General features: G+C 55.6%; 22 protein-coding genes and 1 other annotated feature. Of the genes, 11 read left to right on the forward strand and 11 right to left on the reverse strand.

Annotated elements, in window-relative coordinates:
- Nucleotides 1-46 precede the first annotated feature (46 nt).
- From recR to KIF87_RS11460, 5 genes are all read right to left on the reverse strand, one after another.
- Nucleotides 47-652 carry a recombination mediator RecR gene (recR, locus tag KIF87_RS11440; RefSeq protein WP_008499298.1) on the reverse strand — a complete coding sequence of 202 codons (606 nt, stop codon included), beginning with the start codon at nucleotides 650-652 and terminating at the stop codon, nucleotides 47-49.
- Nucleotides 652-984 (reverse strand): YbaB/EbfC family nucleoid-associated protein, encoded by a 333-nt coding sequence (locus tag KIF87_RS11445; RefSeq protein ID WP_003858972.1) that lies wholly within the window; start codon nucleotides 982-984, stop codon nucleotides 652-654. The genes recR and KIF87_RS11445 overlap by 1 nt, the downstream gene beginning before the upstream one ends.
- Before the next feature lie 53 nt (nucleotides 985-1037).
- Nucleotides 1038-2966 carry a DNA polymerase III subunit gamma/tau gene (gene dnaX / locus KIF87_RS11450; RefSeq protein ID WP_048030118.1) on the reverse strand — a complete coding sequence of 643 codons (1929 nt, stop codon included), beginning with the start codon at nucleotides 2964-2966 and terminating at the stop codon, nucleotides 1038-1040.
- Nucleotides 1644-1708: a sequence feature (DnaX frameshifting element), on the reverse strand. Its footprint overlaps the gene before it by 65 nt.
- An 88-nt stretch (nucleotides 2967-3054) precedes the next feature.
- A complete protein-coding gene (gene apt / locus KIF87_RS11455; protein ID WP_000127359.1) occupies nucleotides 3055-3606 on the reverse strand; it encodes an adenine phosphoribosyltransferase in 552 nt (183 codons plus the stop codon).
- A gap of 150 nt (nucleotides 3607-3756) precedes the next feature.
- A complete protein-coding gene (locus KIF87_RS11460; protein ID WP_024906851.1) occupies nucleotides 3757-4134 on the reverse strand; it encodes a DUF454 family protein in 378 nt (125 codons plus the stop codon).
- 50 nt (nucleotides 4135-4184) lie between these two features.
- On the opposite strand from KIF87_RS11460, the gene priC reads away from it, so the two are divergent.
- Nucleotides 4185-4712, forward strand: coding sequence for a primosomal replication protein N'' (priC, locus tag KIF87_RS11465; RefSeq protein ID WP_047648533.1), 528 nt, complete (start codon nucleotides 4185-4187; stop codon nucleotides 4710-4712).
- 14 nt (nucleotides 4713-4726) lie between these two features.
- Complete coding sequence (rsmS, locus tag KIF87_RS11470) at nucleotides 4727-4912, forward strand: pleiotropic regulatory protein RsmS (RefSeq protein ID WP_058841189.1); 186 nt, start codon at nucleotides 4727-4729, stop codon at nucleotides 4910-4912.
- Nucleotides 4913-4916: 4 nt separating this feature from the next.
- Here rsmS and mscK read toward each other — a convergent pair whose 3' ends face one another.
- A complete protein-coding gene (gene mscK, locus KIF87_RS11475; protein WP_213328804.1) occupies nucleotides 4917-8264 on the reverse strand; it encodes a mechanosensitive channel MscK in 3348 nt (1115 codons plus the stop codon).
- 113 nt (nucleotides 8265-8377) lie between these two features.
- Nucleotides 8378-9031 (reverse strand): multidrug efflux transporter transcriptional repressor AcrR, encoded by a 654-nt coding sequence (gene acrR / locus KIF87_RS11480; RefSeq protein WP_121425574.1) that lies wholly within the window; start codon nucleotides 9029-9031, stop codon nucleotides 8378-8380.
- Nucleotides 9032-9171: 140 nt separating this feature from the next.
- Here acrR and acrA point away from each other — a divergent pair, with 140 nt between their 5' ends.
- The 6 genes from acrA (at nucleotide 9172) to KIF87_RS11510 (ending at nucleotide 16007) form a co-directional block, all read left to right on the forward strand.
- Entirely contained in the window at nucleotides 9172-10365 is a 1194-nt protein-coding gene (acrA, locus tag KIF87_RS11485) for a multidrug efflux RND transporter periplasmic adaptor subunit AcrA (RefSeq protein ID WP_213328805.1), read from the forward strand.
- Between the two features lie 22 nt (nucleotides 10366-10387).
- Nucleotides 10388-13534, forward strand: coding sequence for a multidrug efflux RND transporter permease subunit AcrB (gene acrB / locus KIF87_RS11490; RefSeq protein ID WP_029741964.1), 3147 nt, complete (start codon nucleotides 10388-10390; stop codon nucleotides 13532-13534).
- Nucleotides 13535-14044: 510 nt separating this feature from the next.
- Nucleotides 14045-14419: an Hha toxicity modulator TomB gene (gene tomB, locus KIF87_RS11495; RefSeq protein WP_008499288.1), complete on the forward strand. Its 375-nt coding sequence runs from the start codon at nucleotides 14045-14047 to the stop codon at nucleotides 14417-14419.
- 27 nt (nucleotides 14420-14446) lie between these two features.
- The gene (gene hha, locus KIF87_RS11500) at nucleotides 14447-14665 is read left to right on the forward strand and encodes a hemolysin expression-modulating protein Hha (RefSeq protein ID WP_010428174.1); all 219 of its coding nucleotides are present in this window, start codon (nucleotides 14447-14449) and stop codon (nucleotides 14663-14665) included.
- A gap of 205 nt (nucleotides 14666-14870) precedes the next feature.
- A complete protein-coding gene (gene maa / locus KIF87_RS11505; RefSeq protein WP_213328806.1) occupies nucleotides 14871-15422 on the forward strand; it encodes a maltose O-acetyltransferase in 552 nt (183 codons plus the stop codon).
- 117 nt (nucleotides 15423-15539) lie between these two features.
- Nucleotides 15540-16007, forward strand: a complete 468-nt coding sequence (locus KIF87_RS11510) for a YlaC family protein (protein ID WP_029741965.1) — start codon at nucleotides 15540-15542, stop codon at nucleotides 16005-16007.
- On the opposite strand, the gene pdxR is transcribed toward KIF87_RS11510, so the two are convergent.
- Nucleotides 15979-17439 carry a MocR-like pyridoxine biosynthesis transcription factor PdxR gene (pdxR, locus tag KIF87_RS11515; RefSeq protein WP_213328807.1) on the reverse strand — a complete coding sequence of 487 codons (1461 nt, stop codon included), beginning with the start codon at nucleotides 17437-17439 and terminating at the stop codon, nucleotides 15979-15981. The genes KIF87_RS11510 and pdxR overlap by 29 nt on opposite strands.
- A 101-nt stretch (nucleotides 17440-17540) precedes the next feature.
- Between pdxR and KIF87_RS11520 the strand changes: the two genes are divergently transcribed.
- The gene (locus tag KIF87_RS11520; protein ID WP_213328808.1) at nucleotides 17541-18251 is read left to right on the forward strand and encodes a GNAT family N-acetyltransferase; all 711 of its coding nucleotides are present in this window, start codon (nucleotides 17541-17543) and stop codon (nucleotides 18249-18251) included.
- Here the strand turns inward: KIF87_RS11520 and ykgO are convergent.
- Both ykgO and KIF87_RS11530 read right to left on the reverse strand, forming a co-directional pair.
- Nucleotides 18248-18388, reverse strand: a complete 141-nt coding sequence (ykgO, locus tag KIF87_RS11525) for a type B 50S ribosomal protein L36 (RefSeq protein WP_003859006.1) — start codon at nucleotides 18386-18388, stop codon at nucleotides 18248-18250. The genes KIF87_RS11520 and ykgO overlap by 4 nt on opposite strands.
- A 2-nt stretch (nucleotides 18389-18390) precedes the next feature.
- On the reverse strand, nucleotides 18391-18651 hold the full coding sequence (locus tag KIF87_RS11530) for a type B 50S ribosomal protein L31 (RefSeq protein ID WP_010428154.1): 261 nt from the start codon (nucleotides 18649-18651) through the stop codon (nucleotides 18391-18393).
- Between the two features lie 219 nt (nucleotides 18652-18870).
- Here KIF87_RS11530 and pdeB point away from each other — a divergent pair, with 219 nt between their 5' ends.
- A complete protein-coding gene (gene pdeB, locus KIF87_RS11535) occupies nucleotides 18871-20436 on the forward strand; it encodes a cyclic di-3',5'-guanosine monophosphate phosphodiesterase PdeB (protein WP_213328809.1) in 1566 nt (521 codons plus the stop codon).
- Here the strand turns inward: pdeB and KIF87_RS11540 are convergent.
- The gene (locus KIF87_RS11540) at nucleotides 20429-20701 is read right to left on the reverse strand and encodes a metal-sensing transcriptional repressor (protein WP_063144750.1); all 273 of its coding nucleotides are present in this window, start codon (nucleotides 20699-20701) and stop codon (nucleotides 20429-20431) included. The two genes, pdeB and KIF87_RS11540, sit on opposite strands and share 8 nt — an antisense overlap.
- Before the next feature lie 133 nt (nucleotides 20702-20834).
- Here KIF87_RS11540 and KIF87_RS11545 point away from each other — a divergent pair, with 133 nt between their 5' ends.
- Nucleotides 20835-21650, forward strand: a complete 816-nt coding sequence (locus tag KIF87_RS11545) for a nickel/cobalt efflux protein RcnA (protein ID WP_213328810.1) — start codon at nucleotides 20835-20837, stop codon at nucleotides 21648-21650.
- Nucleotides 21651-21680: the final 30 nt, after the last annotated feature.

Genomic DNA, 21680 nt, shown 5'->3' on the forward strand with positions numbered 1-21680 from the left:
GGGAGGAAATTTTCAAGCGGAGGCCGCGCGTGCAGCCTCCGTTTGGTCAGAAAATAATCTTGTGACGCCCGGCCAGAGAGTGTGACAGCGTGGTGCCATCCACCATTTCCAGCTCGCCGCCAACCGGCACGCCGTGGGCGATGCGGCTGGCGTCAACGCCGTACTGCGAGCACAGTTCGGCGATGTAGTTGGCGGTTGCCTCCCCTTCCACCGTCGGGTTGGTGGCGAGGATCACCTCTTTGATGGTTTCGGACTCAAGACGCTGTTCAAGGCGGTCAAGACCGATATCATCCGGGCCAATGCCGTCCAGCGGGGAGAGATGCCCCATCAGCACGAAGTAGCGGCCGGAAAACTGCCCGGTTTGCTCAATGGCGTAGATGTCTGCAGGACTCTCCACCACGCAAATCTGACCGTTTTCCTGACGACGCGGGTTCGTACAGATGTTACACACGTCCTGCTCGGTAAACGTGCGGCAATCCGCGCAGTGACCAATTTCTGACATGGCGCGGGTTAAAGCCTGCGCCAGGCGCATCCCGCCGCTGCGGTCGCGCTGCAATAGCGTAAACGCCATGCGCTGCGCCGACTTCGGGCCAACGCCCGGCAGGCAGCGCAGTGCTTCCATTAACTGCGTGAGCAGCGGACTGGTTTGCATCAGAATGGCATCTTGAAGCCAGGCGGCAGCTGCATACCGCTGGAAACAGAGGCCATTTTCTCTTTCTGAGTTTCGTCGATACGGCGAGCGGCATCGTTAAACGCGGCTGCAACCAGATCTTCCAGCATCTCTTTGTCGTCTTCGAGCAGGCTCGGGTCGATTTCCACGCGACGGCAGTTGTGCGCACCGTTGATGGTCACTTTGACCAGACCGGCACCGGACTCACCCGTGACTTCCAGCTGAGCGATCTCTTCCTGCATCTTCTGCATTTTTTCCTGCATCTGCTGAGCCTGCTTCATCAGGCCACCCAGACCGCCTTTTCCACCAAACATAGGCTTCTCTCTTTTTCACGTTTAAGGATTACAACCGTAAGTCAGACTCACGATCAAATGGGGCGAATACTCTCTTCATCCAGATCGGCGTCGAAGAACCGGCGCAGGGTCTGAATGTTGTTATCCGCAATAATCGCCTCGCGCGCCTGCGCGAGCTTTTCTTCATAAATGGCCTGGCGCCACTCGAGCGGCGTTTTCACTGCCGGATTATCATCTTCAATGATAGTCAATTCAACCGGCGCACCCTGTAATGCGGCGAGCGCCTCTGCCAGCGCCTTTTGCGCGCCAGGGGAATTGAGGTGCCGCTGACCCGGACGCAGGTGTAAACGCACCTGGTTGCCGTCCTGCTCTTTCCAGGCGTTCAGCGCGACCTGCTCGACCAGCTTCGGCAGCTGGAGTTTGCTGACCTCGGCGGCCCAGGCGTCGCGCGCAATGGACTCTTCGGCAAGCTTCGCGGAAAGCTCCGGCGTTTTCTCATGCTCCAGCGCCTTTTTCAGCGCTTTCGGCGTGGCGACCTCTTCCTTCACCGTTTCAGTGATGGTGGTTGCCTTCCAGCGGTAAGCCTCTTCTTTCACCGGGGCTTTCTGCTCGAGCGCGGACGGTGCCGGACGCGACTGTACGCGCTCCGTTACCGAGGCCAGTCGTTCAAGCGCGGCGTTGTTCACCGGCCGCGCTCTTCCTGGCGCTGCCGGTTCACTCTTTTTTGGTTTGGTTACTCCCTGCGCACGCTGCAGCTGGCTGCGCGCGGCAAGCACCGAACTGGTGGCATCCGACAGCGGCACGTTTTGCTGCGGCGGCGGTGTCGGCTGCGGTGGCACCTGCTGCGGCGACATCACCGCCGTAGGGGCGACCGGCGCGAAAGACTGCCGCGGCACTTCCGGCTCCGGCAATGGCATGCGCGGGTGGAACGCCAGCGCGCGCAGCAGAGTCATTTCAACGCCCATCCTGGGGTCCGGCGCGAACGGTAGCTCTTTGCGGCCAATCAGCAGCGTCTGGTAATACAGCTGCACGTCGGCAGGCGGCACGGTGCGGGCAAGTTCACGCATCCGCTGTTCGATAGCGGCCATATCCGCGCCGATGGCGGACGGAGAAAGCTGCAGCATCGCCACGCGGTGCAGCAGGCTGAGCATCTCAACCAGCAGCCCTTCCCATTCAATACCCCGGGCCGCGGCGGCATTCACCTGCGACATTACGCGTTCGCCGTTGGCGGCAATCATCGCTTCGATAAGCGACAGCGCCTGATCGTCATCCAGCGTGCCGAGCATGGTGCTGACCGCCTCGGTGGAGAGCTTGCCGTCACCGCTGGCAATCGCCTGGTCGGTCAGGCTGAGCGCATCACGCAGGCTGCCGTCCGCCGCGCGGGCCAGCAGCTGCAGGGCGCGCGGCTCGTGAACGATCTTCTCTTCATCAAGAATGTGCTCAAGCTGCGCGCGGATCTGCTCAACGTCCAGCGCCTTCAGATGGAACTGCAGGCAGCGCGACAGGATGGTGACCGGCAGCTTTTGCGGATCGGTGGTCGCCAGCAGGAACTTCACGTGCGCGGGCGGCTCTTCCAGCGTTTTCAGCAGGGCGTTGAAGCTGTGGCGCGACAGCATGTGCACTTCATCGATCAGGTAGACCTTGAAGCGGCCGCGCGCCGGGGCGTACTGCACGTTATCGAGCAGATCGCGGGTATCTTCCACTTTGGTGCGCGAGGCGGCGTCGATCTCGATCAGATCGACAAAACGCCCCTGCTCGATCTCCCGGCAGTTATCACACACGCCGCACGGCGTGGCGGTGATCCCGGTTTCGCAGTTAAGACCTTTTGCCAGCAAACGGGCAATAGAGGTCTTACCGACGCCGCGGGTGCCGGAGAAAAGATAGGCGTGATGGATGCGACCTAGCGACAAGCCGTTCGCCAGGGCCGTCAGCACATGTTCCTGACCGACAACGTCAGCAAAGGTTTGTGGTCGCCATTTACGGGCTAACACCTGATAACTCATGGGCAGGCTCTGCAACGCTGGAAGGTGAATTTATGGAGGGGAATGCTATCACAACCTCACCCATTGAGCGAGGTTGTGAAAACCGGGATTAATGACCCGGGAAAGGCACCAGGCTGTAGCTGGTAATACCCTGTTTTTCCAGGCGCTGTTCACCGCCGAGATCGAACAGGTTGATGATGAATGCCGCGTCGGTCACTTCACCACCCAGACGACGGATCAGCTTCACGGTCGCTTCAATGGTACCGCCGGTTGCCAGCAGGTCGTCGACCACCAGCACTTTGTCGCCAGGCTTGATCGCATCAACGTGGATCTCCAGCTGATCGGTGCCGTACTCCAGCTCGTAGCTCTCAGCTATGGTTTCACGCGGCAGTTTGCGCGGCTTACGCACCGGCACAAAACCCACGCCCATTGCCAGCGCAACCGGTGCGCCAAACAGGAAGCCACGGGCTTCGGTACCTACTACTTTGGTGATCCCGGCGTTTTTATAACGCTCGACCAGCAGTTCAATGCTGAGCGCGTACGCTTTCGGGTCTTCCAGCAAGCTGGTGACATCACGGAAAAGAATGCCAGGCTTTGGATAGTCCTGGATGCTTTTGATGCTGTTTTTCAGATATTCAAGCTGCTGTGCAGTTGCGGTCATCGGTTTTGCCTAAATGAAACAGTGTTACTCACAGCGCGCAACGAGTCGGTCAAGGCAACAATTGTTTAACCTTTGACCAGGCGCACCTGTGCTCGAAAACGGTCGAATTTACTGGCTGTACGCGATAATTGCAACAGCCATGATGAGGCTTCAGTGCTTTTGTTGCTTTTCATCAACCACGGGGATCCGCCACATAAAGAAAAGCAGGCAGGTCAGGATCGCCAGCAGCAGAATGCGTACCCACATCATTTTCACCAGCCATAATGAAATAGCGAAGGTGATGAGGATCACTGCGATCGCGCGCGGCTTCGCGCCGGGCGGCATGGCTCGGTGTTTTTGCCAGTGCCGCAGATAGCCGCCAAACCATGAGCGGTAGAGCAGCCAGTGGTGAAAACGCGGCGATGAGCGGGCGAAGCACCAGGCCGCCAGCAGGATAAACGGCGTGGTCGGCAGTAAGGGTAAAAACACACCCAGCGTGCCAAGCACTACCGCGAGCCAGCCAATGATGATTAAAATAGTACGCTTCATAATGCGAATCGTTATCAAACTGAACGGCTACTTTACCACTGGAGAGCGCCTTGAAAACAGCACTGCTTCTTGAGAGGCTGCAAAATCAGCTGATTGCTCTGCGGGAGCAGGCTACACCGCTAATGGGGCACGCCACGCTGAAGCCGCGCTTTGACCGACAGCTTTTTCGTACCCGCAGCACCGTCATTCAGGATTACCTGGCGGAAGCGCAGACGAACCTCGACGAGCTTCGCCATGCGGTTGAGAGTGAACAGCAGGAACAGGTGGCGTGGCTTGCGGAGCATCTCACTGAGCAGATCACCGCTCTGCATCGCGAAATCGCCGCCTGGCCGCTGCGCGCCTGGGACAGCGCCTCGCCGGGGCTCGGTAAATGGCAGCGCAAGCGGCTGGAGAACCAGGAGTTTGAGCGCCGGCTGTTTGAGATGAAGCGCGAACGCGAAGTGCGGCTGAACAACAGCGAAACGCTGGAAGAGCAGCAGCTATTGATGCGCGAGATTAGCGCGCTTGAAGGACGCATCGTCCGCTGCCGTCAGGCGCGGGACGAGATTGAGCGCGTCATTGAACGTTTGACCCGTTAACAGGAGCCACACCCATGTCACTGGAAAATGCACCCGATGAGGTCAAGCTGGCCGTCGATTTGATTATGCTGCTGGAGAATCATGAGATCCCCGCCGAAACGGTGCTTAAGGCGCTGGAGATTGTGCGGCGGGATTTTGAGGGAAAGGTGAAGGCCTGTTGCCCTCACCCTAACCCTCTCCCACAGGGAGAGGGAAAATAGCAGATTACGCCGGAGTCGGATCGTCACCCTTAATGTCGCGCTTCACTTCCGTATGCTCATCACCTTTCTCGTTACGCAGGTGAACCTCAAGCTGGTTGAAGGCGATATTAATATCGTTTTCACGACACAGACGATCGATAGACCGGTTAAGTTCATCCACCGTGTAGCTGCGGTCGCGCAGCTCGCGCACGTATAAACGCAGCTCGTGATCCAGCGTGCTCGGCCCAAAGGTGGTGAAGAAGACCGCTGGAGCCGGATCGTGCATCACTTTCGGATGTTCTGACGCCGCCTTCAGAAGCACCTCTTTCACCTTCTCCAGATCCGATCCATAGGCTACGCCCAGGCGGATCACCACGCGCGTCACCGTATCGGAAAGCGACCAGTTGATCAGACGCTCGGTCACGAACGCCTTGTTCGGGATGATCACCTCTTTGCGATCGAAGTCGGTAATGGTGGTGGCACGAATACGGATCTTGCTGACCGTCCCAGAGAAGGTGCCGATGGTGACGGTATCGCCGATTCGTACCGGGCGTTCGAACAGGATAATCAGGCCGGACACAAAGTTACCGAAGATCTCCTGCAGGCCAAAACCAAGACCGACCGAGAGGGCGGCCGCCAGCCACTGCAGTTTATCCCACGAGACGCCAAGCGAGCCAAAGACCGTCATCGCCCCAACAATAATAATTACGTAGTTGAGGATCGTGGTAATGGCGTAGGAAGCCCCCTGGCGAAGATTCAGACGTGACAGGAGCAGCACTTCCAGCAGGCCTGGCAGGTTGCGAATCAACGCCCAGGCCACCACCGACGACACCAGCGCAAACAGCAGGCTGCCCATGGTCACGCTTTTCATGACCGCAGCGCCCGCTTCGGTACCGTTGTATTGCCAGAGAGTAATACTGTCGAGATAGGCGAAAACGGTAATAAGATCGGACCAGATAGCCCAGAACATCACCGCAAACAGGGCGATCATCACCAGCATGGTAATACGCAGCGTCTGCTGGTTAACCTGCTCCAGCGCGATGGTCGGCTCTTCCTGCGGCTCCGCGCCTTCGGCCCCCTCTTTCACCTGATGCTGACGACGCGCAATGGCACGGCGATAGGCGATGCGGCGGGCCGCTACGCTCAGGCCGCGCAGCACGGTCTGATAGAGTAGGTTCCAGACGATCACCAGATAGACCGTTTCAATCCAGCGCCCTGACAGGCGCAGCGTGGTATAGAAGTAGCCCGTTGCCGTCAGCACCATCAGCGCCAGCGGAATGATCGCCAGCACCGTCACGGTGGCCAGACGAATATTGTGGGACTCTTTATCACGCCAGCTGTCGCGGCACATTGGCCACATCAGGATCGCAATCAGCAGCAGGTTCAGCAGGATGACCAGCTGGCCCAGCACGTCATCCATCAGATGCAGCGGGGAAAGCTCAGAGACAACCGACCAGAAGTGCAGCGGCAGAAGCGCCAGGCTGATGCGCACAATCTGACGACGCCAGTGGCTGGTCAGCTGCGCAGGCATGTTGAAATGACGCACCGCCACGCCGTCTTTTTCCAGCACCTTCCAGCACACGCCAAACACCAGCCAGAACAGCGCCAGTTTTTTACTGAACGCCCACAGCAGATCGCTGACGTTGAGCTGCATGGTGAGCAGAATCAGGCCCACGGCCAGAATAATCAGGCACACCGGCAGGGCGCGGATGAGATCGATCAGAATCGCTTTTGGCGTATGGAGCTGGCTATCGTTGCGCAGCTGCCCCACTTCGGACGCCAGCTTCGCCTGGTATTTTTTCAGCCAGCCCAGACGCCAGCGGATCAGGCCTGCAATCAGCAGCAGCGGTAATCCCGCCAGCAAGGCAATCGTCACCGCAGGCCAGGCTTTCTCCCAGTTTACGGTGATCTTCATGCTCTTGATCTGCGTTTTCAGCGTCTCAGGGAAGGATTTAATCCAATCCCAGTCCATCGGCTTGTTGCTGTTCACCCAGAAAATCTGCTGGGTCAGGATCTCCTGCAGACTTTTCGAAACGCTCACCAGCTGCTGCTGGTTGATTTGCAGGTTAATCGCCATCATCAGCTGATTACCCAGCTGTTTGTTGAGCTGGTCCAGCAGCTCGCGACGCATATCGACGACCTGGAGCAGCGCGTCGTGCACTTCCGGGTTCACGTCGCTGGAATGCCCCTCTTCAATTTTGGCGACAAAGGTATCGCTCTGGAAAAGGGCATCGCGCTGCTGGTTGACGTCAAACTGTTCCAGACGTAAATCCGCGATGCGGTTGGTCATGTCCTCCAGCTCATCGGCGGACGGAAGCGTCTGCTGCTGCTGGTAGAGAATACGCGACAGCAGGAGGCTGCCCTTCAGGACCGCAATCTGCTCTTTGATGTTGCGCTCAGCCTGCAGCGCGCGATCCAGCCAGTTCTTCACTTTGATATTTTGCTGAACCAGCGAGTTACCGTTTTCCGTCGCCAGTATCAGGCGCTGGCTAAGCTGGTGGTTGGCCTCGAGCTCCTGTTTCACCAGCGGATTCGCCTGAATGCGGGCGGTCTCGTCTGGGGATACGGCCTCCTGGGCGGTTTTTTCCGTCAGGGTCAGGCGCTTGCTGTTTACCGCCTCCTGCAACAGCTGAAGCTGGTGTTCCAGGCGATTAATGTTCGCGGTGACGTAATCACGCTGTTTCTGAAGCGTGTCCTGCAGCACCGTATTCCCTTCCAGGCTTTTACGCTGCTGTTCAATCTGCGCGTTGAGCAAGGTCTGCTGAACCAGCAGCAGGGTTTGCTGCGTCGGGCGCAGCGTGCCCTCACCCACCGTTGTGCCGTTCAGGCGGTTGCGGATCTGCTGCAGCTGCTGAGACGCGGAGTACATCGCGTTTTGCACGCGCTCCGGCTGAGTCTGCAGGGAGACAAGCTGGCTGTTATAGGTCGCGAGGTCGGACTGCGCGGTTTGCAGGTCGTCGAGCAGTTGCGCGACGCGCGACTCCAGCTGGCGTAAAGAGAGCGTGGAGAGCGTCTTGCGCGTTTCGGTATCGTTATCGACGTCGCTCAGGGCGTTCAGCGATTCCGTCGCTTTGCGCATATTTTCAGGGGCCTGCGCCACCTTTTGACGAAGCTGGGCGGTTTCTGCTTTGACGCGTTCAATTTTATCCAGCGTTTCCAGCGTTTCCGTCAGATCCTGCTGGATGAGCTTATCCTGAGGAGAGAGCTCTTTTTGTTTGTTCAGCGCGTCGAGCTGCGACTGAACATCGCCGCGCGAGGGAATATCGTTGCTGTTATCGGCGCGGGCCCAGGTCAGCGGCGCCGTGGCGAAGAAAAACAGCATCGCAAAGAGCAATGCAAAAACAGGATGTTGCGAGCGATTGATGGGCAGCATAGTTGTGAATGATGTCAGAAGATGACCGAAAATAGTCCGGCGTGAAGAATATCACGCTCGCCGGAAGCAGAATAGCGCGAACGTTATCCTCTGAGAGAAATCCTGGTAAGGGATCAGGCCGTTAGCGAAGGCGCGTCGCTGCGCAGCGTGGGGCAGAGCTGTAGCATTTCCAGTAAAATCGCCACGTAGCTGCGGGCTTCCTCTTTGAGGTCAAAGGATTGCGGCGCAAAAAGCCAGTTTTCCATCAGACCGGAGATGTAGCCGCGCATCAGGATAGCCGCCCGGCGAGTTAAGAGGTTGGCCGGTAACAGCTTTGCCTGCATACACAGGTTCAGGTTCTGCTCAATACGGTCATAGCTCTCGAGGCTGAGGCTGCGTTGCGCCTGCTGCACCACCGCCATTTCGCCGACAAACTCGCATTTATGATAAATTATTTCCATCATTAATCTGCGACGTTCTTCAACTACCGTCGCTTCAAGGATATATACTAATATTTCTCTCAATACTGAGAGTGGATCGTCGGGGAATTTTGCCCGATACTCACTCTCGAGATCGCTAATGCTGGACTCTGAAAGCTCCCAGATTTCACCGAACAGATCTGACTTATCTTTAAAATGCCAGTAAATCGCTCCTCGCGTCACACCGGCAGCCTGAGCAATTTGTGCCAGCGAGGTGGATGAAACGCCCCGCTGAGAGAACAAACGTATTGCCACATCCAGTATGTGTTGTCGGGTTTCCAGCGCTTGTTGTTTAGTTTTTCGTGCCATAGGTGGGTGAATTTACAGGAGTCAGATTTACATACATTTGTGAATGTATGTACCATAGCATGACGATAATATAAACGCAGCAACGGGTTTTAGACTCAGGACCCTTGATCAATTTGAAATCGGACACTCGAGGTTTACATATGAACAAAAACAGAGGGTTAACGCCTCTGGCGGTCGTTCTGATGCTCTCAGGCAGCTTAGCGCTTACAGGATGTGACGACAAACCAGCTCAACAAGGAGCTCAGCAGGCGCCAGAAGTAGGCGTCGTGACGCTCAAATCTGAACCTCTACAAATCACCACCGAATTACCAGGCCGTACAAATGCTTACCGCATTGCGGAAGTGCGTCCTCAGGTTAGCGGCATTATCCTGAAGCGTAACTTCACCGAAGGTGGTGATGTGAAAGCCGGTGAGTCTCTGTATCAGATTGATCCAGCAACCTATCAGGCATCGTATGAAAGCGCGAAAGGCGACCTGGCAAAAGCGCAAGCCGCAGCCAAAATCGCCCAGCTGACGCTGAACCGCTACCAAAAACTGCTCGGCACTAAGTACATCAGCCAACAGGATTACGATACCGCCCTGGCAGATGCACAGCAGGCTAACGCGGCCGTGGTGGCAGCCAAAGCGGCTGTCGAAACCGCGCGCATTAACCTGGCCTATACCAAAGTGACCTCCCCTATCAGCGGTCGTATTGGTAAGTCTTCCGTCACGGAAGGGGCACTGGTGCAGAACGGTCAGACCACCGCGCTGGCGACCGTGCAGCAGCTCGATCCGATCTACGTTGACGTGACGCAGTCCAGCAACGATTTCCTGCGCCTGAAACAGGAGCTGGCTAACGGCACCCTGAAACAGGAAAACGGCAAAGCCAAAGTGGAGCTGATTACCAACGACGGTATCAAGTTCCCGCAGGAAGGTTCGCTGGAATTCTCTGACGTGACGGTCGACCAGACCACCGGTTCCATCACCTTACGTGCGATTTTCCCGAACCCTGACAAAAATCTGCTGCCAGGTATGTTCGTTCGCGCACGTCTGGAAGAAGGAACGAATCCAACCGCACTTCTGGTTCCACAGCAGGGTGTGACCCGTACGCCACGCGGCGATGCGAGCGCGCTGGTTGTTGGGGCTGATGACAAAGTCGAAACGCGCAATATCACCGCCACCCAGGCGATTGGCGATAAATGGCTGGTGACGGAAGGTCTGAAAGATGGCGATCGCGTGATTGTTACTGGTTTGCAAAAAGTTCGTCCTGGCGCGCAGGTTAAAGCACAGGAAGTGAAATCTGACGATAAACAACAAGCTTCGGCCGCTGGCCAGTCAGAACAAACCAAGTCTTAACTTAAACAGGAGCCGTTAAGACATGCCTAATTTCTTTATCGATCGCCCCATATTTGCGTGGGTGATCGCCATTATCATCATGCTGGCCGGGGGACTTGCGATCCTGAAGCTGCCTGTCGCGCAATATCCAACGATTGCGCCACCGGCGGTAACAATTTCCGCAACCTACCCGGGGGCTGATGCGAAAACGGTGCAGGACACCGTTACCCAGGTTATCGAACAGAACATGAACGGTATCGATAACCTGATGTACATGTCCTCAAACAGTGACTCCACCGGTACAGTGCAGATCACCCTGACCTTCCAGTCAGGTACGGATGCTGACATTGCGCAGGTTCAGGTGCAGAACAAACTGCAGCTGGCAATGCCATTGCTGCCGCAGGAAGTACAACAGCAGGGTGTGAGCGTCGAGAAATCGTCAAGTAGCTTCCTGATGGTTGTCGGCGTTATCAACACCAACGGCACCATGACGCAGGAGGATATTTCCGACTACGTGGGCGCCAACATGAAGGACGCCATCAGCCGTACTTCCGGTGTGGGTGACGTGCAGCTGTTCGGTTCCCAGTACGCGATGCGTATCTGGATGGATCCGAACAAGCTGAACAACTTCCAGCTGACGCCGGTTGACGTGATCAGCGCGATTAAAGCGCAGAACGCCCAGGTAGCGGCCGGTCAGCTCGGCGGTACACCGCCGGTGAAAGGCCAGCAGCTTAACGCCTCGATCATCGCGCAGACCCGTCTGACCTCTGCCGATGAGTTCAGCAAAATTCTGCTGAAAGTGAATCAGGACGGTTCGCAGGTTCGCCTGCGCGACGTGGCGAAAGTGGAGCTGGGCGGTGAGAACTACGACATCATCGCGAAGTTCAACGGTAAACCGGCTTCCGGTCTGGGTATCAAACTGGCGACAGGCGCTAACGCCCTGGACACCGCCACGGCGATCCGCGCAGAGCTGAAGAAGATGGAACCGTTCTTCCCGTCAGGTCTGAAAATCGTTTACCCGTACGACACCACGCCGTTCGTAAAAATCTCGATTCACGAAGTGGTTAAGACGCTGGTTGAGGCGATCATCCTGGTCTTCCTGGTGATGTACCTGTTCCTGCAAAACTTCCGCGCGACGCTTATCCCAACGATTGCCGTGCCGGTTGTTCTGCTCGGGACCTTTGCGATCCTGTCGATATTTGGCTATTCGATAAACACCCTGACGATGTTCGGGATGGTGCTCGCCATCGGCCTGCTGGTGGATGACGCCATCGTGGTCGTGGAGAACGTCGAGCGCGTCATGGCGGAAGAAGGACTGCCGCCGAAGGAAGCGACCCGTAAATCAATGGGTCAGATCCAGGGCGCGCTGGTCGGTATCGCGATGGTGCTGTCTGCGGTATTTATCCCGATGGCCTTCTTCGGGGGCTCTACCGGTGCGATCTACCGTCAGTTCTCTATTACCATCGTTTCCGCGATGGCGCTGTCGGTGCTGGTGGCGTTGATCCTGACCCCTGCCCTGTGTGCCACCATGCTGAAGCCCATTCAGAAAGGCGGTCACGGCGAGCATAAAGGGTTCTTCGGCTGGTTTAACCGCATGTTCGATAAGAGCACGCACCACTACACCGACAGCGTGGGTAACATCCTGCGCAGCACCGGTCGTTACCTGCTGCTCTATATCATCATCGTGGTGGGCATGGCTTTCCTGTTCGTTCGTCTGCCAAGCTCGTTCCTGCCAGATGAAGACCAGGGCGTGTTCCTGACGATGGCACAGCTTCCGGCAGGTGCCTCGCAAGAGCGTACCCAGAAAGTGCTGGATGAAGTGACGGATTACTACCTCACCAAAGAGAAAGACAACGTTGAATCCGTGTTTGCGGTTAACGGCTTTGGCTTTGCGGGTCGTGGTCAGAACACCGGTATTGCCTTCGTTTCTCTGAAAGACTGGTCTGAACGTCCGGGCGAAAAGAACAAGGTTGAAGCCATCACCGGCCGTGCAATGGGTACCTTCTCGCAGATTAAAGATGCGATGGTCTTCGCCTTTAACCTGCCAGCGATTGTTGAACTGGGTACCGCGACCGGCTTCGACTTCCAGCTGATTGACCAGGGCGGCCTGGGCCACGAAAAACTGACGCAGGCGCGTAACCAGCTGTTTGGTGAAGTCGCTAAACACCCTGACCTGCTGGTCGGCGTGCGTCCAAACGGCCTGGAAGATACGCCGCAGTACAAGATCGATATCGACCAGGAGAAAGCCCAGGCGCTGGGCGTATCCATCAGTGACATCAACACCACGCTGGGCGCAGCCTGGGGCGGTAGCTACGTTAACGACTTCATCGACCGCGGTCGCGTGAAGAAAGTGTACGTGATGTCAGAGGCGCAGTACCGTATGTTGCCGAACGATATCAACAGCTGGTTCGTACGCGGCAGCAATGGTCAGATGGTTCCGTTCTCGGCGTTCTCAACGTCACGCTGGGAATACGGTTCACCGCGTCTGGAACGCTATAACGGTCTGCCGTCTATGGAGATCCTGGGTCAGGCTGCGCCGGGCCGAAGCACCGGTGAAGCCATGAACCTGATGGAAGAGCTGGCGAGCAAACTGCCTGCGGGTATCGGCTATGACTGGACCGGTATGTCCTATCAGGAACGTCTGTCCGGTAACCAGGCTCCTGCTCTGTACGCCATTTCACTGATTGTGGTCTTCCTGTGCCTGGCGGCACTGTACGAGAGCTGGTCGATTCCGTTCTCCGTTATGCTGGTGGTTCCACTCGGGGTTATCGGTGCGCTGCTTGCGGCAACGTTCCGTGGACTGACCAACGACGTTTACTTCCAGGTAGGCCTGCTGACAACCATTGGCTTGTCGGCGAAGAACGCGATACTTATCGTTGAATTCGCCAAAGATCTGATGGAGAAAGAAGGCAAAGGCCTTATTGAGGCGACGCTTGAGGCGGTTCGTATGCGTCTGCGCCCAATCCTGATGACGTCACTGGCGTTTATCCTCGGCGTACTGCCGCTGGTTATCAGCTCCGGTGCGGGCTCCGGCGCGCAAAACGCAGTAGGTACAGGCGTGATGGGCGGTATGGTTACCGCGACCGTACTGGCTATCTTCTTCGTACCGGTGTTCTTCGTGGTGGTTCGCCGCCGCTTTAGCCGAAAGAATGAAGATGTTGAACACAGTCATTCGGTAGAACCTCACTGATACCGGTTTCACATGATAAAAAGGCCGCATTAGCGGCCTTTTTCATTTTCAGAAAAAATCATAAATTACGCTTATTGTGGTTCTATTTATTTTCTGCCATCTTAAATAGACATATCATAATTAACTGATAACTTAATCGGTGAATTCAGGATTTTTTTAATTTCATTTCTCCGCTTAAGTTATTAGGAATATTCCTAATAAGAAGTTCTTACAAAGATAAGTCTGAATCTGAACTTTTCTCATCATTTTTGCTAAACCAATGAAACGTAAGGAAGCGATAAAACACCTTTGTTAATTTGGATAAAAAAGTTGAGTCCAGGACGCCCCTTTGCGTAGATGCTCGCAGTCTGCGGTTTTATTTGTAATTTTTCGTAATAGCGCGATGAAATCCAGCAAGGAGTGGCTTATAGTTAGGTTATCAGGAACACAGCACTCATGTAGCTAAGTCAGTTGTATCCATCCCGACAATGATGTTCGGTGAGTAAGAAATCACTCAGAAGGGGATGCGCTATGGACGAGTACTCGCCAAAAAGGCATGATATCGCGCAGTTGAAATTTCTCTGCGAATCCTTGTACCATGACTGCCTTGCCAACCTTGATGAAAGCAACCATGGCTGGGTAAACGACCCAACGTCTGCCATCAATTTACAGTTGAATGAGCTGATAGAACATATCGCAACCTTCGCACTTAATTATAAAATTAAGTACAATGAAGATAATAAGCTCATTGAGCAAATTGATGAATACCTGGACGACACCTTTATGTTGTTCAGCAGTTACGGCATTAACGCCCAGGATTTGCAAAAATGGCGTAAATCGGGAAACCGGCTATTCCGCTGTTTCGTCAACGTGAGCAGAGCTAACCCGGTTAGTCTTTCCTGTTAAAATTATTACAATTACTAAGGTGAATTTATGTCTGATAAACCACTCACAAAGGTCGATTATTTGATGCGCTTACGTCGCTGTCAGTCAATTGACACCCTTGAGCGCGTCATTGAAAAGAATAAATACGAGCTTTCGGATAATGAACTGGCGGTATTTTATTCAGCCGCTGACCATCGTCTTGCCGAGCTGACGATGAATAAGCTGTATGACAAAATCCCTACTTCTGTGTGGAAATTTGTCCGTTAATCTTTGAAGGGTGTCTGTAGAGTTCTACGCCTCGTTCTCAGTATTTACCTATCCCGTTATGCTCCCTGTGCGTAAGCCAGGTCTCCGTGTAAAACGTGTTCAGCAGCAACAATGTTGTGACGACAGTCACATCGGCTTTTCGGGAACGTTCCCCTCCTGGCCTGTACCGATTACCCTGCGGTAATCACATCCAGCGAGGTTTCCAATGAGCTTAGAAAAACAGAAAATGATTGCCGGTGAACATTACCGCCCCGGCGATGAGACGTTACGGGCCGACCGACTGCGCGCCCGCCATCTGGTATATCGCTATAACCACACCACGCCTGATGATAAAACAGAACGCCAGAACATTCTGGCGGAACTTCTGGGACAAAGCGAAGGATCATATATAGAACCGAGCTTCCGCTGCGACTATGGATATAACATTTATCTGGGCAAAAACTTTTACGCTAACTTCGACTGCGTAATGCTGGATGTCTGCCCTGTTCATATTGGCGATAACTGCATGCTCGCGCCGGGTGTTCATATTTATACGGCCACCCACCCACTTGACGCAGAAGAACGGAATAGCGGCGTGGAGTTTGGAAAACCCGTCAGCATTGGCAATAACGTCTGGATTGGCGGCCGGGCGGTCATTAACCCTGGCGTCACCATTGGTGATAATGTCGTGGTGGCCTCCGGCGCCGTCGTGACGAAAGACGTCCCGGCTAACGTCGTCGTTGGCGGCAACCCGGCAAAGATCATCAAAACGCTGTGAGGTTCCGGGGAGCCAACTGTTATGGTCTTTTAGCGCCAGACTGTTACTTTTTTCAGCCTGATGGCTCCCCTAAAATTGGCAGACACCCTGTATTGTCAACTCTCATGAAGGCAAATAATGACCGAGATACAGCGCCTGCTTACCGCCACCATCGACGATCTTAACCTCCGCGAAAAGCGCGACAATCGCCCGCGCTTTAGCATTAGCTTTATTCGCAAGCATCCTGGACTGTTTGTCGCGATGTATGCCGCCTGGCTGGCGACGCTTGTTGTGATGCTGACATCTGAAACGCTGGTGGACTCCGTCTGGCTGCTGGTTGTACTGTTTGTCGTCTTTAACGCCTTTTTCTTTTTCGACGTGAATCCGCGCTACCGTTACGAAGATATCGACGTGCTCGATTTCCGGGTCTGCTACAACGGCGAATGGTACAACACGCGTTACGTGCCAGAAGAGCTGATCGAAAACATCATGCACTCTCCGGCGGTTGAAGCCGGGCAAAAAGAGAAGCTGCAGAAAATGGTCTCCACCAAAGGGCAGCTCTCTTTCTATGATGTCTTTACCCTTTCCCGCCCTGCTGCTGCGTAATTAACGCCTGCAGGCGCCGGATCCCCGGCGTAAACTGAGAAGCAGAGGTATTGCCGTAACCTAAAACCAGACCGGTTTGCCCCTGCTTCGCCTCCAGGTAGTACCCGCTCAGTGCAGCGGGTGCCAGCTGAAACGCCCTCGCCTGCTCCACCAGCCTCTGGTCGTCAATATCGTCTATCGCCAGCGTCAGATGCATTCCCCCTTCGCCTGCCAGAATGCGGTGCGGAGTATGAAGCTCTGCGCTCAGCACCTCCCGCAGCTGGCGGTAGCGTTTACGGTAGAGCCGACGCATGGCGGCAAGATGGCGGGCGTAATGACCTTCCTCAATGAACAGCGCCAGGGTACGCTGCTCCGCACGATGCCCGCCGCGCAACAGCGAACCGATGGCCGGGCGAGCCGCTTTCGCCAGCGCTGGCGGTAATACCATGAACCCCATTCTGAGCGACGGAAACAGTGTTTTACTGAACGTTCCCAGATACACAACGGGCGCATTGTTGACCATTCCCAGCATCGCCGGTACGGGCTCACCGGCATAGCGGAACTCGCTGTCGTAATCATCTTCAATGATCCACGCGTTGTGCTGCCGGGCCAGTTCCAGCAGCGCCAGCCGCCGCCGCGCGCTGAGCACGCTCCCGTAAGGGAACTGATGCGAAGGTGAGGTAAAAATCAGTGAGGGAGCAGGCGCATCCAGCCCTTCCCAGCACATTCCCTCGTCATCAACCGGTATTCCCGTCATTGCCAGGCCGGTTTTAACAAACGCACTCTTTGCCCCGCTATAGCCGGGGTTTTCCACCCAGGCGACATCGCCAGGCTCGCTTAACAGCATCGTGCAGAGATTGACGCCCTCGAGCGCGCCTTCCGTGATTACAATCTGGCTGGCGTCGCAGTCAATACCGCGGGACAGGGCGAGATGCCGGGCAATCGCCGCCCGCAGCGACGGCTCGCCGGCCGGGTCGCCGTACCCTAGCAGAGCATTTCCCTCCTCCCGCATCACGCGGTCGTACAATCGCCGCCACAGCGGCAGAGGAAAATAGTTAATGGCCGGGGTGCCTGGGGTAAATGCCAGAACCGGCGTGTCCCGGGGCACTGGCGCAGGCAGCAGCCCGACCCGTTTTGCGAGCGTGATGGCAGGGTCCGGCATTGTCCGGGTGACGGAACGGTGAGCTAACTGCGCCACCCGCGTTCCCTGGCGATTACGCTGCAAATACCCTTCGAGGGTGAGCTGGTCCAGCGCCGCATTGACGGTATTCCGGGAAAGGGAGAGCTGCTGAGCCAGCGTTCGCGAACCGGAAAGCTGGCTGCCGGATCGTAGCCTTCCGCACAGTACGGCCTCCCGCAAAGCAAGGTAGAGCGCGCGCTGGAGCGTCTCTTCCCCGCGTGTTTTCAGGGCTGCATGGAGCAAGGTATAAAATTCATCACCCGGTATATTCATCTCGCCTCCTCGTGGCACCATCAAAACATAGCGCAGTGGTTCTTTTTAAGGAACCAGCAATTCACTAGTCTGAAGCTCTTTTCAACGTCACGGAAATTAAGATGAAGACATTCAATCAGTTCGGACAGCCGGTGGGCGAAGCGCTTACCGACTGGCAACCCCGTCAGCACCCGTCCCGGGTGGTCCTTCAGGGTCACTATTGTCGGCTTGAGCCGCTGCGCGTGGAGCATGCCCACGCGCTGTTCTCTGCGTATTCCCTGGCCGAAGATACCCGCAGCTGGACGTGGCTGCTGCGTGAACCCGATGCCACCGCAGAGGAGTTTGCCGAATGGGTGGCGAGCGTAAGTGAATTATCCGATCCCATTCACTTTACCGTTATGGATAACCGGACCCGGTCCCCCGTCGGGACGCTGTCCCTGATGCGGATCGATCCTAAAAACGGGGTCGTGGAAGTGGGGCACGTTCACTTCTCTCCTCTTTTAAGCCGCACGCCCATGTCGACAGAAGCGCAGTATCTGCTGATGCGGTACGTGTTCGATACCCTGGGCTATCGGCGTTATGAATGGAAGTGCAATAGCCTGAACGAACCTTCCCGCAAGGCGGCACTGCGTCTGGGCTTTCAGTTTGAGGGGCGCTTTCGCCAGGCGCTGGTCATAAAAGGCCACAACCGGGATACCGACTGGTTTTCGATACTCGACAAAGAGTGGCCTGCGCTGGCGAGCGCCTTTGAAAGCTGGCTTGCCACCGACAATTTTACTGCCGATGGCAAACAGAAAAGATCCCTGGAAAGCTGGCGAGAAACACGCGTCTAGCGCCTTTTTTTACGTCCCTGAACCGCCTTAAAGCGCGGATTGGATTTGCAAATCACGTATAAGCGTCCCTTGCGTTTGACTATCTGGCAATCCGGGTGACGCTGCTTTGCACTGCGTAATGAGTTAAGAACCTGCATGGTTAGCCCCGCTTCGCATTGAGAAAGCCGCCAAAACGCTTGCGGAAGCGCGCTGCGCTGCCGTCCGTGGAGAACGTTTTCTGCTTACCGGTATAAAACGGGTGCGATTTTGAGGAAACCTCGATGGTGATGTACGGATATGTTTCACCGTCGAGTTCAATTTCGCGGTCGGTCTTAATGGTTGAGCCGACCTTGAAGTATTCGTTCGCGCTGGTGTCGTGGAATACCACGGTGCGATAGGCTGGGTGGATATCGGGTTTCATCGTAAATCCTTTATGTTTTGTTATAACATAACAAAATAATATCCAGGCCAGGTGGAAAAAACAACCCCTCTCTTCTGACGTAATTTTCTGGTTTACCTTAGATAAAATGAAAAGCATGCCACCCACGTGCTATAACTATATCATTTCGCGGTAAAATCTTTCTCTTCAGGCAGGGAACTCAGCGCCCAGGAACGGGTATACGAGGAAGGACACGACAGCATGAAAACCCGACATCTGGTCAGTCTGGTGACTGGCGTACTTATCTTTTCTGTACTGGTCCCCATTTGCCTCAGCATCTGGCTGGCACATCGCCAGGCGGAAGATAAATTTGTCGATGCGCTGGAAAACTATGCCTCACGCGTGCTGGTACGAACCGACCGGGTTGTGGATCAGGCAAAGGAAGCGCTCGATCACCTGCAGGCCTTTGAGGGCGTGCCGTGTAGCCCTTTGCAATTAAGGGAGATGCGCCGGGTTGCTTTCTCGTGGCGATATGTCCAGGAAGTGATTTATATCGATAACCTTCGCCCGCTCTGCTCCTCCCTGGAGCAAACCAGTCATTCGGCCCCTTTCCCCCCTCCGATGCGTATTACCGAAGATGGTTACAGCGCCTGGCTGACCACGCAGAACGATCTTGGGTTTAACCGCTACATGGCGGTGCTGGGTAAAGGCCACTACCTTGTGATGGTCGATCCTGCCTCGCTGGTGGACGTGATCCCTTTCGGTGAGATAGCGATTGATGCAGCCCTGGTAGGAAGCACAACGCACCGCATATTCGCCAGCAGCAATAAGCTCGATTCCCACATCCGCGACATGATTCAGGAGCGGGGTGTGACCAGCGTTCAGTACAACGGGTCAATGTACGTCATGAAGTCTGTGCCTGAACTGGGGTTTACCGTCGTCGCATGGGCAACGCTTAAACCGCTGGCTGAAACCTGGCACCGGCAGCTTCTTTTCTGGTTACCGTTCGGCATGTTGATGAGCCTGCTTGCCGCGCTCTTTGTCCTGAGGATACTGCGCCGTATCCAGTCGCCGCGCAATCGCCTGCTTGACGCCATTAACAGCCGCGATTTTGTGGTTCACTATCAGCCCATCGTGGCGCTGTGCAGCGGAAAAATCGTGGGTGCAGAAGCGCTGACGCGCTGGCCCCAGCCGGACGGAAGCAGTCTGTCGCCAGATATTTTTGTTCCTCTTGCCGAGCAAACGGGGCTCATCTCGCAGCTCACGCAGCTCGTCATCGAAAAGGTGTTTGAAGATATGGGCCACTGGCTACAGCGCCATCCGGATCAGCATATCTCCATCAACCTCGCGCCTGCCGACTTAACCTCCGGCATCCTGCCGCCTCTGCTGAGTCAGCTACTGAATAAATGGCAAATCCATCCCCGACAGATCGCCCTTGAGCTCACCGAGCGCGGTTTTGCCGATCCCAAAATTAGCGCACCGGCTATCGCCGCTTTCCGTCGTTCGGGTCACCCTGTCTATATTGATGATTTTGGCACGGGCTATTCCAGCCTGAGCTATCTGCAGGATCTGGACGTCGACACGCTAAAAATCGATAAGTCGTTCGTGGATGCGCTGGAATATAAAAACGTGACGCCACACATCATTGAAATAGCGAAGTCGCTGAAGCTGGCGATGGTGGCGGAGGGTGTCGAAACCGCAGGGCAGCTCGCCTGGCTGCACCAACACGGCGTGCAGTACGGGCAGGGGTGGTACTACAGCAAAGCGCTGCCAAAAACGGAATTTATTCTCTGGGCAGAAAATAACCTCGGCACGCACGCTACTTGAGATAGGATTTCATCACCCGCAATACCACGCCAAGATCGGCTTCACGCTGCGCTTCTTCAGGCTCTTTCACCACATGATCGGTTAAATGCCCTTCGATCACTTGCATCATCATGCCATTGACCGCTCCACGGATCGCCGCCAGCTGCTGTAACACCTCGGCGCATTCGTGATCGCTGTTGAGCATTTTTTCCAGAGCATTACTCTGCCCCTGAATTTTCTTCAGGCGAGTCAGTAACATTTTCTTGTCGCGAACGGTATGTGACATCTCTGTATCCCTTGTTTTTAGCTTTTAAAGCATATCACGCTCTACTCCCCCTGAGTATTTTTCTACTGGGGGGTAGTATTAAACTACTGGGGGGGAGTAGTATCTTCGCACGCTTTCCACTCCGGAATTTCCCATGACCGATTTTGCTTCACTCCTTCAGCAGGGCAATGCCTGGCTGTTTGTTCCCAGCGCTATCCTGCTCGGTGCGCTACATGGCCTGGAGCCGGGCCACTCAAAAACAATGATGGCCGCCTTTATCGTGGCCATCCGAGGCACGCTGAAACAGGCAGTACTGCTCGGCCTGGCGGCCACGCTCTCCCATACGGCGGTGGTCTGGCTCGTTGCCATGGCGGGATTATGGTTTGGTCGGGGCTGGGATGCGCATACGTCCGAACCCTGGTTCCAGCTGATCTCCGGGGTGTTGATCGTTGCGATCGCCCTGTGGATGGCGTGGCGAACCTGGAAAGAGAGCCAGCCGCACGATCATCATCACGACCATGATCACCACCATGACCATGACCACCATCATGATCATCATCACCACGAGCACACGCTGATTGACGAAGAGTGGCAGGATGCCCACCAGCGCGCGCACGCGCAGGATATTAACCGCTGCTTCAGCGGTCAAAACGTCACCACCGGACAGATCGTGATGTTTGGCCTGACCGGCGGGCTTATCCCCTGCCCGGCCTCCATCACCGTTCTGCTGATCTGCCTGCAGCTAAAGCATTTTGCCCTCGGCGCGACGCTGGTATTTAGCTTCAGCATCGGTCTGGCGTTAACGCTGGTCGCTTCCGGCGCGATTGCCGCCTTAAGCCTCAAACATGCGACAAAACGCTGGCCCGGGTTTAGCGAATTTTCCCGTAAAGCGCCGTGGATCTCCGCAGCGCTGATTACCGTGGTGGGAATTTACATGAGCCTGCATGGCCTGAACGGCATTCTGGGGTAGGCATGCGGCCACGCCCGGTGGCCGCATCTC

Source organism: Enterobacter sp. 120016 (assembly GCF_018383635.1).
In the GTDB taxonomy this organism is placed as follows: domain Bacteria; phylum Pseudomonadota; class Gammaproteobacteria; order Enterobacterales; family Enterobacteriaceae; genus Enterobacter; species Enterobacter asburiae_D.